Genomic DNA, 15190 nt, shown 5'->3' on the forward strand with positions numbered 1-15190 from the left:
GTCGCGTGGCTTTTATCCAACGACCGCCAAGAAATCCGAGTAGAACAGGCCCAGGCCGACCGCCACGCAGACACCGGCCACGATCCAGAAGCGGACCACGATATTGACCTCGCTCCAGCCGGCCAACTCGAAGTGGTGGTGCAACGGCACCATCCGGAAGACACGTCTACCGGTGGTCCGGAACGAGACGATCTGGATCACCCAGGTCGTCGTGATGATGACGAAGAGCCCGCCGATCATGACCGAGAGCAGCGTCGTGCGGGTTGCCACCGCGAGCCCGCCGATCAGGGCGCCGAGCCCGAGCGAGCCCACGTCACCCATGAAGATCCGCGCCGGGGACGTGTTCCACCACAGGAAACCCACGCAGGCCCCGGCCGCCGCCGCCGCGATCATGGCGATCTCCAGGGGATCCCGGACCTGGTAGCAGTACTCGTTCACGCGGTCGTACGCGTCGTCGGCGCACCAGTGCCGGTATTGCCAGAAGCCGATCAGCGCGTACGCGCCGAGCACCAGGATCGACGCGCCGGTGGCCAGGCCGTCGAGGCCGTCGGTGAGGTTCACGCCGTTCGACATCGCCATGATCACGAAGACGATCACGATCACCGCGCCGACCTTGCCGACGTTCAGCCAGCTGATGTCGCGGATGAGCGAGATGTGCTCGCTGGCCACGGTCTGGCCGCCGGTGCTCGGCACGTAGAGCGCGGCGACGCCGAATCCGCCGCCGACGATCGCCTGGCCGAGCAGCTTGCCTTTGGCGGACAGTCCGTCGGAGTTGCGCCGGCGAACCTTGAGGAAGTCGTCGAAGAAGCCGACCGCGCCGCAGAAGACGAACAGCCCGAGCAGCACCAGGGCCGTCATGGTCGGCCCCTCCTGCGCGATCTGCCGCTCAGGCAGGGTGGTCAGGGCGATATGCCCGGCCACGTACGCGAGCACGGTCGCCACGATGAACACGACGCCGCCCATCGTGGGCGTGCCCTTCTTGCCCTGGTTGCTGGCGAGCCCGATGGATCGGATCGGCTGCCCGGCCTTGAGCGCGGTGAAGACGCGAATCGCCACCGGCGTGCCGAACAAGGAGATGATGAACGCGACCGCGGCCGCGACGATCACCGCCCTCACGGGCGAACCTCCACGAGATCCGGATCTCTCACGGCGTCCCCACCGAGCCTCCAGATCACCGCCTGACGTATCGACCCGAGCTGGCCCTGCAGATAGTCACTAGCGACATCATCGATCACGAGACACGAGCTTGCCATCCGACGGCTAGCGGAACAGCACTGGACCTCACAGCGCCGTGGTTCGCAACTCGCCCACACGAAATCCGCACCGGTCTTGCAGCGCCAGGCCCGACGTTCAACTTGTGTCCGAAGCGGCGGAGATAGCCAAACCTGCACCCAGTCTGCTCCCAACGTAAGGCCCAACTGCGGCATCAGTGGTCACGGCCCTGACCTGCTCGCACTCCCACTCCCCCACCAGGCCAGATAGACCGCAGTTGCCGTCTGGTCAAATTCGTTGCGCAGCCCGTGTGAACAGGGCGCTGCACCGACTCTGACCTGCGGGAACCTACAGCCGCAGGCAGGGATGGTTGCGGTTGAGTCCAGTCCGATGCCGTTGGACGCAGTTCAAGGCCGTTCAGGGCACCTGGCTGCTCCAATCTGCTTCCCCCGACCCGGCACCACGCCGCGGACCGCGGACCGCCGACCGATCGTGAGCTGCCAGCCCAGTGCCATGGTTGGCACCAGCGCTGACTAACGAAGCCGCATCGCCCGATTGGAAAGCGCGCTCACGCACCCGCTTCATCGAGATGGACGGCTGTCTGTTGATCCGGACGGCCGTCGGTTAGGTGGACGTGACGCATCCCGGACCACAGGCGGCTACATGGTCCGCGAGTGGGCATCCGTGAGGTCTGCCGGCTTACGCGCGAGGATCAGCGTGCACCGTGAGCTGCCGTCCCGGCGCCGGCCCAGGACGGTCAAGGCGACGGCCGTCACGGTAAAGCCAGCCGCTGTCAGGTCTTCGCGGACTGCGGGCAGCGGGCTGGTGCGGTAGTACATGACGAACGGCGGTCGCCACAGGGCATTGCGTACCCGCATAGCCAGGTCGAATCCGAGCGTGGCCAAGTGCGAGACCGAGGCCGGGGGCGGCGGTGCGCCGATCGGCAAGGCGAAGAGCCCGCCGGGCCGCAGCGCGCGGTACACCCCCTCGAAGAGCGCCGGTCGGTCGGTGGGCAGGAAGTGCCCGAGCGCTCCGAAGCTGACGGCGAGGTCGAAGTACTCAGTGAATGGCAGGGCCCGAGCGTCGGCCCGGACCCACGTGGCGTCCGGGTGAGCGCTGCGCGCCTGCGCGAGCATGCCAGCGCTGAAGTCCACGCCCGTCATGCCTCCTTGGCAGACAGACCTGAGAACCACCATGCCCGCGCCGGTACCGCAGCACACGTCCAGCCCTTGCTCGAACGGCCCGAGTTTGGACAGCGCGTCGGCGGTCGCGCCGAGATAGCTATCCGGCGTGCGAAAGGGCGTGTGGTCAAACTTCGGAGCTAGCAGGTCATAGCCGCGCTCGACCGAGGACATCGCCTGGATGCAGAGTTCACGCAGAGACGGACCCTGAGGCGAAAACACCGGACAAAGGTACCTGCCCGAGCCCGCGGGGCGCCTTCTACGCGATGGCCAGTGTCGGATACCACAGGCTCCGATCGGCCGATCTGAGCGAGGACCGCCGGGCATGCCGGCCTTCACGCCCGGGGCCTTCGCTCGGCTGTCCCTGCCCACCCAGCACATCCAGGTCGTCCCCACACGCGGGGCTTCCGTCATCAGGCATCGCCCCCGCGCCGCCGGTGCCCACACCAGTGCGGGCAGCTCACCGCGCCGGGTCGGCGGGGTGCTGCGGGATCATCCACGAGGGCGGCGACACCGCAACGGGTTGCGGTGTCGGCGGTATTGGCTGCTGCGGGCGGCGTCATTCGAGCCGGTCGACGGCGTGTCAGGGAATGAATTGCACTTCCGGGAATGCCGGGTTCGGGCCGTCCAGCAGGTGTCCCCGGTGGCGTAGATGCAAATCGAAGAACGCGAGCGGGTATACGAGTTCTGGTGATTGCCACACGATCAGCCCGGGGCGGTATCAGCCCGCGCGGGTCTCGGCTCCACGCAACAGGGCGCCACCTCAGTCATGGCACACCGATACTGGAACCAAGATCAGGTATCCGCTCATCGGCAGTTCCGGACGCTGGCAGGCACGGGGGGCCACGGGGCGTGACGGCTTCCATCTGGGTAGTTCGCAAGTGGCTGCACTGTGACAGCGCGAGCCTGCGGACGCACCGATCGATGGTGGTGATGTGCTGTACTGCCACGGATGAGGCAACGGGCAGGGTTGATCATCGGCGTGGTGGTGTTGCTCGTCGGGGTAGGCGGTCTGGCCGGCTGGCGGTGGTGGCGCAATCTGCCGCCGTACGGGCCGGAGGTGTTGGCCGCGACCGCGACTCTGGAGCTGGTCGACCAGACCACCGCGGACGCCGCGTTCAGCCCGAGAGACGTGGAGCAGGCCGGCGATGGCGACCAGATCTTCCTCGGCCGAGTGGCCTGGGAGCGTCCCCCCGATCCAAAGGTTGGCGGCTCGTTCCGGATCGTCGTGCTGGACAAGCGCACCCACCGTATGCCTGGCTTCATCACCGTGACGTCGTCGCGGCCGGACGATGTCGGAGCCGGCTCGGACGGGGCCCTGGACCGTGCCGAGGAGCGCTATCGCTGGCTACAGGGCATCGGTGCGCGCGAGGTCGACGGGTCGTTCTGGGCCGCCGGTAGTGCCGTCACGGTGTCCTCGGTCGACGCGTCACCGGTGACCTTCGTCCTCGTGCTGCACCCGCAGCGTCCGGAAACGCCACCCGAGCAGGCCGTCGCCACCGCTCCGGCTGCGGTCAGCGACCTGCTGGTCGCCTTGATAAGCGTCGGACCGGACGGCCAGGTCTACTGGGCCCAGCGCCTGCTGAATTGAGGCTCTGTCATATGGACGCGAGACAGAGCCGTTTGTGCGCTCCTCGGTGACGCCTTGATGATGCACGGTCGGCGGCATGTCAGTTCGTCGCTGCTCGACGCCTCTTGCTTGACTCCTCTATGGCGAGGAAATCGCGCTACGAGAGTGCGTTGCACAGGCCCTGGCGCCTCGGTTGGTTCGATCCCCATCCGCACCTGCCCTGCCGCCTTTGCCTAATCGTAGTCTGCTGGGGCGCCGGCATGTGTTTCGCGATCCAGACAGTGGGTGATTCCCTAAATGGTGTGCTAACACCAGCGCGCCGGCCAGGAGCCCGTCACGTTCCCGATTCAGCCTTCACTGCCTCATCGGAAACTGGCATGCACCGTCACCTGGGAAACATCCCGGCGTACGGATCCGGCTCGCCTGTCCAGGGATCCAGCCCGGCCCTCAACAACCGCATCTCCTCACCCAAGGTCAGGTACCTTACCGTCGCAACACCCCAAATGTTGGTACCGCTCAGCGGACATCCGCCGAATTCCGCCTCCAACACGCGCCGCAGGAACTCCACCATCCCGCAGTCGTAGCGGCGCCATGCCGTGAAGTCCCGGTTCCACACCAGAACCGGCCAGTCGTCGGGGTCATTACCGGACGCATCCCAGCACAGAATGTCCGCTCCGCTGCTCACCCCCCATGCGATCAGCAGCGGCTCGACCTCGGCCAACGCGGGCTCCTTGCGGAACTCCGTCCACGCCATCTCGGCATTGGCCGTCTCGTGAACCATCCCGCCCGTCGCGTCAACGGAGGCGGCTTCCTTGGGCTCAGGCTGCACAATCACCAGAAAGTCCTGGATCGTACCGGGACCAAACACCTCCATGAACTGCCGGTAGTCGGCAGGAAACTCCTTCCCCCAAGATCCGGTCAGTCGCCCCCAGTCCACGGCCGTTTCAGGGCCAGCCGGGGCTTGCATCATGCGCCGCAGCATCTCCAGATCAGCCACAACCATCCTCTCGCGTCATCCGGGCGCACGTCATGACGCTGCACCGGTCGGGACCGCCCCACCTGTCTGGGGATCGTTGAACATACCCAGGTTTTGTTCCGCTGTAAGAGTGTTCTCGATGAAGACATCGAAGGAACCGCCCCCCGGACTTCCGTCCGCGTAAGTACCGAGAGCCGTCATGCAGAACCCGGTCGGCACTGTCCGGTTGCCGCTATAGAACAGCAGGAGTACCTGACGTTCTGCCCCGAGTCCATCGCCGCCTTCACCTGAGCCTCGTAGAACGCCACACTTTGTCCACTTTGGGCCGAACCGAGCTGCCTGGCGTTGGCCTTTCGCGAGCAGATAGCCAGGTTGCGGGGATCGGTTCCAGAACCACCCAACTGGTTAGCTCGAAGGTGGCAGGCATTGATGTTGTCCCTGACCGGCACCGCACCCGCCCAACCGGCGATTCGCTGGGCCCACCGGCATCCGGGAGGGACAAACTTCGATGTATCGGTGGCCGAACCCGGATTGCGTCTACGTACGCCTTGTTCGGACCGGACGTCATGTGCGTAGCCGGGTCACCATTCGCCGAGTCGACGTCGCCGTGTTCGACCCAGCCGCAGTCGTCCGACCGCTGGTAATTGGGAGCCGGGCGTTGCCGAGGCAGCGGCCGCGGCTCCGGCGTCGAATCCCCGTCCTCATCCCTGTCGCTCCACTAGGCGGCGACGCCGCGGAACCAACACGCGCCAGCGGTGGTGACGGCCTCAGACGCGGCAGAGCGACTTCGATTATCGCGCATTATCGGCGGCGTGACCGCGCGACTTGCGACAGATCCGGATGTGTGACCTCGGGCTACTGACGCTACTCGACTGGAGCGCGTTCTCCTCGAAACCGACCTAAGAGTGGCGGCGCAGGATGGTCTCGGTTTGCTCGTCGGCAGGGAAGAACAGCTCGATTGACAGGTCCGACAGGGTGACGTCCATCGGGGTTCCGAATGTGCTCAGGAGGCTGAACATCGATAGTTCCTCACCGCCGAGCTCGAGGCGCCATGAGAGGACCGGGTCGTCCGCTTCGTCTGAGGAAAGGTGGCCCCAGGTGTGGCGTTCTGGGATGGCTGGCCAGGTCGCGATCTCGTCGGCGAGTGCGGCAAGGCGGGGGTCTTGGGTCCGCACGACCGCCCGATCGAGCCGGCGCAGCAAATATGCCGACCATTGCGGGAAGTTTCGGGTACGGCCGGCGAGTCCGGCAGGGTGCAGGGCCATGCGGAAAATGTTGATCGGCACGCCTCGCACGTCCTCAGGGATGCCGGCAACCAGTCGGCGCGCAGCGCGATTGCTGAGTTGCACATTCCACTGCCGGTCGATTGCGAGGCCGGGGAACGGGTCGTGCGTGTCCAGGAGAGCTTGCACCGAGGCCCGGATGCGGGAAAGCGCCGGCCCGGTGAGCGGCGTCTCGGGATAGCGGGGAGCGTATCCGGCCGCCAGCAGCCAGTCGTTGCGCTCGCGCAGCGGCAGGTCCAGATGCTCGGCGATCTTCATCAGCAAGCCGACACTCGGCTTCGACTTGCCCAGTTCGACGAAGCTCAGGTGGCGGGGTGAGATGCCGATCTCGTGCGCCAGGTCCATCTGGCTGCGCCGAGCCAGTCCCCGTTGCCGACGGATCAGGTGTCCGACGTCCGCAGCTGTCACGAGACGTCACGATAGCTGGGCGGCACGCGTCGAAACGAGTACCTGGCAGGTATTCGCATCTGCGTCCCCCCAGCAGGCAGGATGGCGACACCCCCAAATCGGCATCAACAAGAAAGGGTGCAACCGTGACCGCCACTGTCCTTCAGCTGCTACGTGACCGAATGCAACAAGCAAGCATTCCCGGACAACGCAGCGACGACGCGCGCCTGGTACTACTGGTCGAAGGCGGCAGCTCCCGTGGCGCCTACTCGAGCGGCATGACAATCGCCGTCGAACAACTCGGGCTGCTACCACTGTTCGACGCCGTTTACGGCAGCTCCGCGGGAGCGCTGAATGCAGCCTGGCTGCTGTGCGGTCGCGCGGCAAGCAGCAAGCACGCCTGGTGGGATCCGATCATCATGCGGACGACCATCAACCCAAGGCGTGCACTGTGCCGGCTGCCGATCGTGGACACTCGTTTCCTTGTCCACACCGTGTACACCGAGATCTTGCCGATGGGGTTCCAGGAGATCCTGGACAGCGCGGTTGAATTCCATCCGATCGCCACAGACGCGCTCACAGGTAAGGCCATTGATCTGCACGGGCAGATCCGTGACCGATCCAGCTTGCAGGCCGCGCTACGCGCGTCGACCGCAATGCCGCTTCTCGCAGGCGAACCGATCGAGATCGACGGGCGACCGTTCGTTGACGCCGGGCTGAGCGAGGCGGTCCCGGTACGGACGGCACTCGCTCAGAAGGCCACCCATATCGTTGCGCTGCGTACTCGACGAACGGATGAGGTTGCGTCAGCTCCGTCCCGCGCCGAACGCCTGGTGATGTCGCGATGGTTCGCCCGACGCGCACCGGGAGCCACCGAGACGTGGCTGCGCCGCGAAGCCATCAGGGCGGAGGAAGAGCAACTCCTGGCGTCCCACCCCTCGACCTTGCAGATCCGCCCACCCATCGGCAGCGCGAAGATCGGCCGTACCGAGCGACGCCCACACCTGCTTCGCGCAGCTGTCGACACAGGCCGGCAGGCGGCACTGAACGAACTACGCTGCCTCGAAGATGCCCCTATAAGGTTCGCCCCGAGGTGACATCGATTCCCGGGCAGGTCGGCATGCTCGACGCAGCCCTAGGCACCGGCAAGACCGTGGCCCTGCCCAGCGGCCGGGTCGCCTACGCCGAGCGCGGCTCCGGCCCGCCCGTCGTTTTCGTGCATGGTCTGCTGGTCAACGCCAACCTCTGGCGCAAAGTCGCGCCGGGCATCGCGGACGCGGGCTTTCGCTGCATCGCGCCGGATTGGCCGCTCGGCGCGCACCAGCTGCCCATGCCGGCCGACGCTGACCTGACGCCATCCGGAGTCGCCACGCTGATCGCGGAGTTCCTCGACGCGCTTGACCTGACTGACGTCACCGTGGTCGCCAACGACACCGGCGGCGCACTCACCCAGATCCTGATGGCCAACCATCCGGAGCGGCTCGGCCGTGTTGTGCTCACACCGTGCGACGCGTTCGAGGATTTCCTGCCCGAGCCGTTCACCTCGCTACCCGAGTTGGTCCGGCTGCCCGGTGCGGTCTGGCTGGCCAGCCGACTGCTCCGGCTGCCGATGGTGCAGCGCCGGCCGTCTGCGTTCGGCTGGCTGGCCAAGCGCGGCATCCCCGCAAAGATCATGGACTCCTACCTACGGCCAAGCTACGACAGCCGGCAGATTCGCAGGGACGCCAGGCGGTTCATCGCTGGTGTGCACAACAGGTACACGCTGGCCGCCGCCCAGGCGCTGATCGGATTCAGCAAGCCGGTGTTGTTGGTCCGCGCGCAGGACGATCGGATCTTCCCTGCCCGGCTCTTCGAACGACTCGCGGCAACCCTGCCCGACGCCCGACTGGTCACGGTCGCCGATTCGTATACCTTCGTGTCGGAGGATCAGCCGTCCGAACTGGCCCGGCTGGTCGTGGAGTTCGCCGCATGAAGAAGTTGAGGTGTCGCAGCGTCAGCAGGACCCGCCCATGACGACCAGGGCGACGCTGATCGGCAGTACGCGGCGGCTGTTCGCCGAGCACGACTATATCCGGGCGTGCCGGCGGGGAAGATCGTCGCTGCCGCGGGCACCCAAGTGGACTTCTACGCTCGGCTCCGGCACGGCGGTTTTGAATGCGGCGCCCATCGCCTGGCGCAGGGCAGCGCGGATGCGCTTCTCGGTGGGCAGATCGAGGCGACACGCGGCTGACTCGTCGCCGGCACCGCCCATCACGTCCACGCCGTTGACCAGGATCGACGGCGAGGGATAGTCCCCCACAACCTCGGTGACCACCCCCTGCGGCAGGCCGAGGTCGGCCAGCGCAGAACTCACCTCCTGCCTGGCCGGACCAAGGTTCGGACAGTCCGGCACGGAACGAAGCTCAACAGCCACCCTGACCTCGACACCATCTGCCTCTGTGGTCATCGCAGCCCCCTTCCAAAGCAAGCGGCTCCGGAGGTGGCACGAGGCACACCACCTGGCCGTCACGGCTCTACCCGTACCAGACTTGACCTTCCAGTGCAGGGGAAGGTCAAGGCGCGACGACAGGAGTATGCGGATCGAAGAACTCGCCAGGGCAACCGGCACCACCACCAAGACACTGCGCTTCTACGAGACGGTCATCGCTGGTTGGCCTCGTCCGACCTCCGACGGCCTGGCAACGGCCTGGAAACTTTCACCGACCTTGGGCTTGCATCTGATACCTAGGTACAGGCTTACCGTCGGAGTATGAGCGACCGACTCGTCACAACCGATGACTCCTGGGTGCCGGATGCCTGCACCCTGCCGACAGCCGAACGGCCGCTGCGGCTCGCGGAGTTCGATCAGTTCTTCCGCAGCGCGGTCCGAGCTGCCGACCGTCTGTCGGCGCAGCTTCTGCGGCTGCGGCTCGCCGGAGGCGTGCAGGTTGAGGAGACGGCGCGGGACCTAACCGCCCGGGAGTCGTCTTGCTGCTCGTTCTTCGCTTTCGACATCTCCCGATCCGGCCCGGACGCGCTGACGTTGGACGTCCGGGTGGCAGCGGCTCACGTCGACGTTCTCGACAGTCTCGCCAATCGTGCCGCAACAGCGGCAGGTTCGCGATGAGCGAGTCAGGGCTGCGCAGCGGCCAGCTCGCCGACGCGGCCGGGGTCAACCTGCAAACGCTGCGCTACTACGAGCGCCGGGGACTGCTCGACTCCCCGCAGCGGTCACCTGGCGGACATCGGCTCTACCCGTCCGACACGATCACGCTGCTGCGCGTCATCAAGACCGCGCAGCGCCTCGGCTTCACCCTCAACGAGGTCACCGATCTGCTCGACGCCGGCCGACACCGGCACAGTGGCCAACCTGATACCGGCCTCCAGGCACGAGCCAGAGAAAAGCTCGTCGAGGTGGAACAGAAGTTGGCCGACCTCACCGTCATCCGCGACACCCTCCGCGCCGCCATCTCCGCCGGCTGTGACGACCTGGTCGCCTGCGCCGGCAGCTCCTGCTGTCCCCTGCCGTTTGCTGAACTCGCCGAAAGGACCAACTGTGCCGACACCTGCTAACTGGCTGCGCCGCCTGCTGCCCTCCGGGATGACCGGACTTGCGGGAGCGGCCTGCGCCGCCTGCTGCGTGCTGCCGGCGCTGCTCACCGCCGGGGTGCTCGGTGGTGCCGGCTGGGCTGCGGTCAACCGTTTCATGCCCGCCGTCGCCGTCGCCCTGGCCCTGCTCGCCGGCCTAGCCTGGTGGTGGGCCACCAAACGCCGCCACAGCACCGGCTGCGCCGGCGGCAGCTGCTCCTGTGGACAGGCTGACCAGAAGGACCGCCAGGTGGTGAGGATAGGGTCCGACGCATGACGGTGGCCCGCTCGATCCTGCTCTTCGTGATCGCCGCTCTCGCCGAGATCGGCGGGGCCTGGCTGGTCTGGCAGGGCTGGCGGGAACACCGCGGGCTGCTTTGGATCGCGGCCGGAGTCATCGCGCTCGGGCTCTACGGCTTCGTCGCCACCTTTCAACCCGACCCGAACTTTGGCCGCATCCTCGCCGCCTACGGCGGAATCTTCGTCGCCGGCTCCCTCGCCTGGGGCATGGTCGTCGACAAGTTCCGCCCCGACCGTTACGACCTCATCGGCGCCACCATCTGCCTCGTCGGCGTCGCCGTCATCATGTACGCCCCACGGGCCAGCTAGCTGACTACGTCGGGACCGGCAACTCGCCCAGCTCGCGACGAATCTGGTTTGTCAACATGTCGCGTAGGCCCAGGACTTCGTCCCACTTCTTTCGCTTCAATTGGTAGATCTCATCGAGCGACAGACTCTTAGTAGCCTCAGATTCTGTGACGTGGATCTTGCCGCGCCGACCATTTGCTATGTTCTTGAGGTGCCTTAGATTCGATATCTCCTCCAACATCTGAGCGTACGTATCGCTGACCCCCCGGCTGCCAAAGGCGGCGAGGCGTGCTTGCAGCAGGATCTCTTCCTCAGGCTTTTGCCGCTCAGGAACCGGACCAGCTAGCGATCCAACCAGTGGTATTGCATCGATAATGTCGTGGGACACCCGGACTAGAAGATCTATGTAAACCTCGGCCCTTCGCTGTTCTTTCCGTTCCTCGGCTCGGGCTTTGCGATCCCGGAGGCCTATTGACCAGGTGGAGGCGATGCCTGCCACCCCCACGACGCCCGTGCTAACCGGCGCAACCCACTCCCATGCCATGCACCAAGTGTGAACCCGGGCAACCACAGGCTTTGACACGACGCGAGCGGCAATTAGCCATCCCGCTGCGTCGGCTTGGTGTGGTCCTCGATCTGCCGCGAACACTCCGGTGCCATGGTGTTCGTACCGCGCAACGAACGCCTTTCGGACCTGCTTGCCGATTTACCAACACCCGAGCGCGAAAGGCTGGCTCGCAGCGAGGTGAAGCTGCTCGATCACCTTGATCGCCTCGTCCGGCGAGGAACCTGTCCGACAGGCCAGCCGTGATCGGCGGACAACCTAGCGGAGGACCCAACTCGGTATAACGTGCATGCCGCTCGACTGACAGGCAGGGGCCACCAACACTGACGCCTTCGGATCCGCCGACGAGGTCACCAACGGGACAGGCGCGATCCGGGATTGGCGGCTTGCTGATAGTTGATGCCAGCCCGAGCGGGTGGGGCCGTAGCGTCGAGCGCATCAAGCGGGCTGGTCCGTTAGCAGAGGAAGGGGGGCGGTGGCGGTGAGGATCGCGACGTTCAACGCCAACAACCTGTTCTCTCGCTGGTCGTTCCAGGCGGAGCTTCCGCGGACCGTCGCCAACCCGCCCATCGCAGAGCTCGCCGCCGACGGCACGACGAGCGGCGCAGGCGACGCCAGCAGCGGGCAACCATCGGTCGTCGAGGTAGTCCTGCCAGACGGAACCCACATGAGCGGCGTGCTGCGCACCTTTCGCGGCAAACTCGTCAAGGGCAAAGACCCCAAAGCCCGGGCATGGATCGCCCGACGCATCGCCGCCCTAGACGCCGACGTGCTGTGCCTGCAGGAAGTCGAAGACCAGGACGCCCTGGACACATTCAACCGCGACGACCTGGCTCCCCTCGGCGCCGACTACCGCTACCGAGTCGTGGTGGAAGGCAACGACCCACGCCGCATCGACGTCGCTGTTTGCTCCCGCCACCCGATCACCCGCATCAGCTCCTGGCGGTTCTGGCCCGACCCCACAGGGCAACCGGTGTTCGGCCGTGACCTGCTCCAAGCGCAGATCGCCGCCCCGGACGGCAAGCCCCTGCACGTGTTCGTCAACCACCTGAAAAGCAACTTCATCGCCGACGAGCACACGCTCACCGCCGAGGAGGTGGCGGCCGAACGACAGGCCATCGCCGAACGACGCAGCGAGCAGGCCAAGGCGATCGTCCAGATTCTGCGCCGCCAACGGCTGACCCGCCGCATTGTCATGACCGGCGACCTGAACGACCTACCAGACGCCGAGGCCCTCACCGCGCTCCGCAAAGCAGACCTCGCAGAACAGGTCCACCAGGGCAGTACCGTCGCCGGCCCCAACCGCAACGGCACCCTGATCGACGACCAATTCGCCGACCTGTCCCCCACCATCTGGACACACCGCCACCGCGCCAAGGGCGTCACCACCTTCGCCCTCTACGACCAGATCTGGACCAGCCCAGACCTGACCGTCACCGCCGCGCACGTCATGCGCCGCACCCAGATCAGCGGTGACGGCTCCGATCACGATCCCGCCTACATCGACCTCGACGTGAGCTGACGCTGAACCGTCTACCGGAGGCCCGCCATTGATCGGCCACCGACACGCCGCACCTTCGACACACGCACTCGCTCAGCCGACTCGGTCCACGCCGCAGCCCGCTTGACTGGAAGCCGTCCTAAAGCGCCCGGACAGGACGTGACAGCAGGCAGAACCTGTCGCCTGCAGGATAAGCATGCACAACCCAGCTCGCGTCGGAGCGCTGTCCCACGCCGACGTGCCCCGCACCGAGGGTGAGCACGCGGTCAGGCCCAAGCTCCTCCGCGGTGGACACACCGTCGGCATGCAGGTCGAAACGCAACCAGCTCTTGATTGACTTGCCCTCTGACACGGCCGCAACGTTGATCACCGGCCAGAACGGTTCGGATGCTGCGACGGTGATGACCCCGGCACCCTCATCAACAACCCGCCAGCCGAGGGCCAAGCACAAAGTCGGCGATCAGTTGTGGTCGGACGGCTTCGATGGCGATGACGGCAAGACGGCTCGGAACGCGGTCATCAATACCCGCCCGCGGCGATGCACCAGCCCCCGCGCGGCGCCTCGTCTCGGCATCCACAAATCAAGCACCACAGCCGACGAGCTCGACACAGGCGCTGGTACTTCAGCCGCTTTTCGCAGCCGGAGTCTGCACAGTCAGCGAGACCCGGCTGGGTCAGACGGGAAGCCACTGGTTCAGGTAGGCGATCAAGCCGGTGAGGTTGGTGCCATCGGATCGGTAGCCGATGTGCCCGTCGGGGCGGATCAGATATTGGCCAGTGGCGCCCGAGGCGAGGCCCAGACGACGCAGTGCAAGGGACACCGCGTCCCCGGTACCGGTCAGGCGGTGCACGGTGAGCCATCCGGCGATCTTCTGATTTAGGGCCGCAACTGTGCCTGTGTCCCAGGCTGGTGCTGGCCCGCACAGCAGCAGGTGCCATCCGGGCGTGGCCGTGAGCTGGTGCAGCGTGCCGCCGTCGGGTAGTCGCGCGTCGGGCAGCCGGTCACCGGCCCGGGGACCGACGCCTCGGGTGCGTGACCCGTTCAGCGAGAGGAGGCTTTGGCGGTAGTTGATTGCTAGTTGCGACATGGTGCGGAAGGCTCTGCGCCTGACGGTTTTGGGGCCGAGCACGGCGGGGATGAGCGCTGGCGCGATGTGGGTACGGGCGAACCGGATGGCCGGGCTGGTGGAGGTAGCCACGGTGAATGCGCGGTCAGTGAAGCGCAGTACCAGCCGTCCGACCGGTGCGCGTTCCGTTTCGTAGGTGTCCAGCAGTGTCGGGGCGACGCGGCTGCGCAGGGCTTGGGCGAGTTTCCAGCCAAGGTTGACCGCGTCCTGGATGCCGGTGTTCATGCCCTGCGCGCCCGCCGGGCTGTGGATGTGTGCAGCGTCGCCGGCCAGGAAGAGCCGCCCTTTCCGGTATCGGGTGGCGGCGCGGTGGTGTAGCCGGAAGTTGGTCATCCACACCGGGTCGCGCAGCCGGACTGTCGCGCCGGTGTAGGTGTCCGCGAGATGCTGTACCTCGTCGAGGGTGAGCGGGGCGTCGGCCGCAGGCAGGTTGGTCGGTGGGCGCATGGCCAGCAACCGCCAGGTTGCCGGGTGGCCGAGTGGGAACAGGAACAGCATTCCGTGCGCGGAGAGGAACGCGTGCGCTGCGCCCTCGGCGACGCCGTCGGCTTCCAGGTCGGCCAGAACGAACGTCTGCGGATAGGACGCGCCTTCGAACTCGATTCCGGCGAGTTGGCGCACCGTGCTGTGGGCGCCGTCGCAGCCCACCACGTATCGGGCTGACACCTGCTCCTCGTGGCCGTCCTGGTACCGCAGGCTCGCCACCACGTTGTCGGTGCTTTGCTCCAGTCCCACCAGTTCGACGCCCCGCTGGACGCTCACCCCCATCGCCGCCGAGCGCTCGGCCAAGACGCGTTCGGTTTCCGCCTGGGACAGGAAGAGCAGGTAGGGATACATGCTGTCGTGCAGGCCCAAATCGAACAGTGGCACCTCACGCTCCCGCCGGCCCGCATGCAGGCACAGCCGGACCGCTCGGTTGCCAGAAGCGACCAGTTCGTCGGTCACCCCCAGACCGGCAAGGACCTCAAGGGTGCGTGGCTGGATCGCCAATGCCCGCGACTCGTGAACCCGGTCGAGAGCGCGGTCGACCAAGCGAACCTGCACACCGAAGGACGCCAGCTGACCAGCCAAGGCCAATCCGGTCGGCCCTGCCCCGACCACCAAGACCTCGACGGCGTTCACGATCCGATCACCGATCTCCAGAGGGGATCGCTGCCGAGCTCATGAAGGTCTGATCCTTCCGGCCGATTCGCCTGTGAACACCTCGCACCTGCTGTCAAGCATGGTCCCATG

17 protein-coding genes are annotated in these 15190 nt (G+C 66.3%); 9 read left to right on the forward strand and 8 right to left on the reverse strand.

Annotated features, from left to right (window positions below; genetic code table 11):
* Nucleotides 1–12: 12 nt before the first annotated feature.
* A complete protein-coding gene (gene mraY / locus ACIBBA_RS12720; RefSeq protein WP_396696639.1) occupies nt 13–1116 on the reverse strand; it encodes a phospho-N-acetylmuramoyl-pentapeptide-transferase in 1104 nt (367 codons plus the stop codon).
* Between the two features lie 755 nt (nt 1117–1871).
* Nucleotides 1872–2615 (reverse strand): class I SAM-dependent methyltransferase, encoded by a 744-nt coding sequence (locus ACIBBA_RS12725; protein WP_396696641.1) that lies wholly within the window; start codon nt 2613–2615, stop codon nt 1872–1874.
* A gap of 748 nt (nt 2616–3363) precedes the next feature.
* Between ACIBBA_RS12725 and ACIBBA_RS12730 the strand changes: the two genes are divergently transcribed.
* Nucleotides 3364–3984 carry a hypothetical protein gene (locus tag ACIBBA_RS12730; protein ID WP_396696643.1) on the forward strand — a complete coding sequence of 207 codons (621 nt, stop codon included), beginning with the start codon at nt 3364–3366 and terminating at the stop codon, nt 3982–3984.
* A gap of 364 nt (nt 3985–4348) precedes the next feature.
* Here ACIBBA_RS12730 and ACIBBA_RS12735 read toward each other — a convergent pair whose 3' ends face one another.
* Both ACIBBA_RS12735 and ACIBBA_RS12740 read right to left on the reverse strand, forming a co-directional pair.
* Nucleotides 4349–4960 carry a hypothetical protein gene (locus tag ACIBBA_RS12735; RefSeq protein WP_396696645.1) on the reverse strand — a complete coding sequence of 204 codons (612 nt, stop codon included), beginning with the start codon at nt 4958–4960 and terminating at the stop codon, nt 4349–4351.
* Between the two features lie 878 nt (nt 4961–5838).
* Entirely contained in the window at nt 5839–6630 is a 792-nt protein-coding gene (locus ACIBBA_RS12740) for a helix-turn-helix domain-containing protein (protein ID WP_396696647.1), read from the reverse strand.
* A gap of 125 nt (nt 6631–6755) precedes the next feature.
* Here ACIBBA_RS12740 and ACIBBA_RS12745 point away from each other — a divergent pair, with 125 nt between their 5' ends.
* Nucleotides 6756–7706 carry a patatin family protein gene (locus ACIBBA_RS12745; RefSeq protein WP_396696649.1) on the forward strand — a complete coding sequence of 317 codons (951 nt, stop codon included), beginning with the start codon at nt 6756–6758 and terminating at the stop codon, nt 7704–7706.
* Between the two features lie 23 nt (nt 7707–7729).
* Nucleotides 7730–8581 carry an alpha/beta fold hydrolase gene (locus ACIBBA_RS12750; RefSeq protein ID WP_396696651.1) on the forward strand — a complete coding sequence of 284 codons (852 nt, stop codon included), beginning with the start codon at nt 7730–7732 and terminating at the stop codon, nt 8579–8581.
* 93 nt (nt 8582–8674) lie between these two features.
* On the opposite strand, the gene ACIBBA_RS12755 is transcribed toward ACIBBA_RS12750, so the two are convergent.
* Nucleotides 8675–9055, reverse strand: coding sequence for a hypothetical protein (locus ACIBBA_RS12755; protein ID WP_396696653.1), 381 nt, complete (start codon nt 9053–9055; stop codon nt 8675–8677).
* A 303-nt stretch (nt 9056–9358) separates the two neighbouring features.
* Between ACIBBA_RS12755 and ACIBBA_RS12760 the strand changes: the two genes are divergently transcribed.
* Genes ACIBBA_RS12760 through ACIBBA_RS12775 form a run of 4 tightly spaced genes read left to right on the forward strand, consistent with a single transcriptional unit; the run spans nt 9359 to nt 10785 of the window.
* On the forward strand, nt 9359–9715 hold the full coding sequence (locus ACIBBA_RS12760) for a hypothetical protein (protein ID WP_396696655.1): 357 nt from the start codon (nt 9359–9361) through the stop codon (nt 9713–9715).
* Nucleotides 9712–10161 carry a MerR family transcriptional regulator gene (locus ACIBBA_RS12765; protein ID WP_396696657.1) on the forward strand — a complete coding sequence of 150 codons (450 nt, stop codon included), beginning with the start codon at nt 9712–9714 and terminating at the stop codon, nt 10159–10161. Before ACIBBA_RS12760 ends, ACIBBA_RS12765 begins: the two co-directional genes overlap by 4 nt.
* Nucleotides 10145–10453, forward strand: a complete 309-nt coding sequence (locus tag ACIBBA_RS12770; RefSeq protein ID WP_396696659.1) for a hypothetical protein — start codon at nt 10145–10147, stop codon at nt 10451–10453. Before ACIBBA_RS12765 ends, ACIBBA_RS12770 begins: the two co-directional genes overlap by 17 nt.
* Nucleotides 10450–10785, forward strand: a complete 336-nt coding sequence (locus ACIBBA_RS12775; protein ID WP_396696660.1) for a YnfA family protein — start codon at nt 10450–10452, stop codon at nt 10783–10785. Before ACIBBA_RS12770 ends, ACIBBA_RS12775 begins: the two co-directional genes overlap by 4 nt.
* A gap of 4 nt (nt 10786–10789) precedes the next feature.
* On the opposite strand, the gene ACIBBA_RS12780 is transcribed toward ACIBBA_RS12775, so the two are convergent.
* Entirely contained in the window at nt 10790–11308 is a 519-nt protein-coding gene (locus ACIBBA_RS12780) for a hypothetical protein (protein ID WP_396696662.1), read from the reverse strand.
* A gap of 114 nt (nt 11309–11422) precedes the next feature.
* On the opposite strand from ACIBBA_RS12780, the gene ACIBBA_RS12785 reads away from it, so the two are divergent.
* Complete coding sequence (locus tag ACIBBA_RS12785; RefSeq protein WP_396696664.1) at nt 11423–11575, forward strand: hypothetical protein; 153 nt, start codon at nt 11423–11425, stop codon at nt 11573–11575.
* Nucleotides 11576–11804: 229 nt separating this feature from the next.
* Nucleotides 11805–12851, forward strand: a complete 1047-nt coding sequence (locus ACIBBA_RS12790) for an endonuclease/exonuclease/phosphatase family protein (RefSeq protein ID WP_396696666.1) — start codon at nt 11805–11807, stop codon at nt 12849–12851.
* Between the two features lie 118 nt (nt 12852–12969).
* On the opposite strand, the gene ACIBBA_RS12795 is transcribed toward ACIBBA_RS12790, so the two are convergent.
* Both ACIBBA_RS12795 and ACIBBA_RS12800 read right to left on the reverse strand, forming a co-directional pair.
* Nucleotides 12970–13275: a VOC family protein gene (locus tag ACIBBA_RS12795; RefSeq protein ID WP_396696668.1), complete on the reverse strand. Its 306-nt coding sequence runs from the start codon at nt 13273–13275 to the stop codon at nt 12970–12972.
* Nucleotides 13276–13504: 229 nt separating this feature from the next.
* Nucleotides 13505–15079 carry an FAD-dependent monooxygenase gene (locus ACIBBA_RS12800; protein ID WP_396696670.1) on the reverse strand — a complete coding sequence of 525 codons (1575 nt, stop codon included), beginning with the start codon at nt 15077–15079 and terminating at the stop codon, nt 13505–13507.
* Nucleotides 15080–15190 lie beyond the last annotated feature (111 nt).

Source organism: Micromonospora sp. NPDC051006, from assembly GCF_044456245.1.
In the GTDB taxonomy this organism is placed as follows: Bacteria; Actinomycetota; Actinomycetes; order Mycobacteriales; family Micromonosporaceae; genus Micromonospora.

Excerpts from the sequence above, each read along its gene's own strand:
- ACIBBA_RS12760 (WP_396696655.1), top strand. The coding sequence starts at position 9,359 with ATGAGCGACCGACTCGTCACAACCGATGACTCCTGGGTGCCGGATGCC.
- ACIBBA_RS12750 (WP_396696651.1), top strand. The coding sequence starts at position 7,730 with ATGCTCGACGCAGCCCTAGGCACCGGCAAGACCGTGGCCCTGCCCAGC.
- ACIBBA_RS12765 (WP_396696657.1), top strand. The coding sequence starts at position 9,712 with ATGAGCGAGTCAGGGCTGCGCAGCGGCCAGCTCGCCGACGCGGCCGGG.
- ACIBBA_RS12780 (WP_396696662.1), bottom strand. The coding sequence starts at position 11,308 with ATGGCATGGGAGTGGGTTGCGCCGGTTAGCACGGGCGTCGTGGGGGTG.
- ACIBBA_RS12755 (WP_396696653.1), bottom strand. The coding sequence starts at position 9,055 with ATGACCACAGAGGCAGATGGTGTCGAGGTCAGGGTGGCTGTTGAGCTT.
- ACIBBA_RS12785 (WP_396696664.1), top strand. The coding sequence starts at position 11,423 with ATGGTGTTCGTACCGCGCAACGAACGCCTTTCGGACCTGCTTGCCGAT.
- ACIBBA_RS12775 (WP_396696660.1), top strand. The coding sequence starts at position 10,450 with ATGACGGTGGCCCGCTCGATCCTGCTCTTCGTGATCGCCGCTCTCGCC.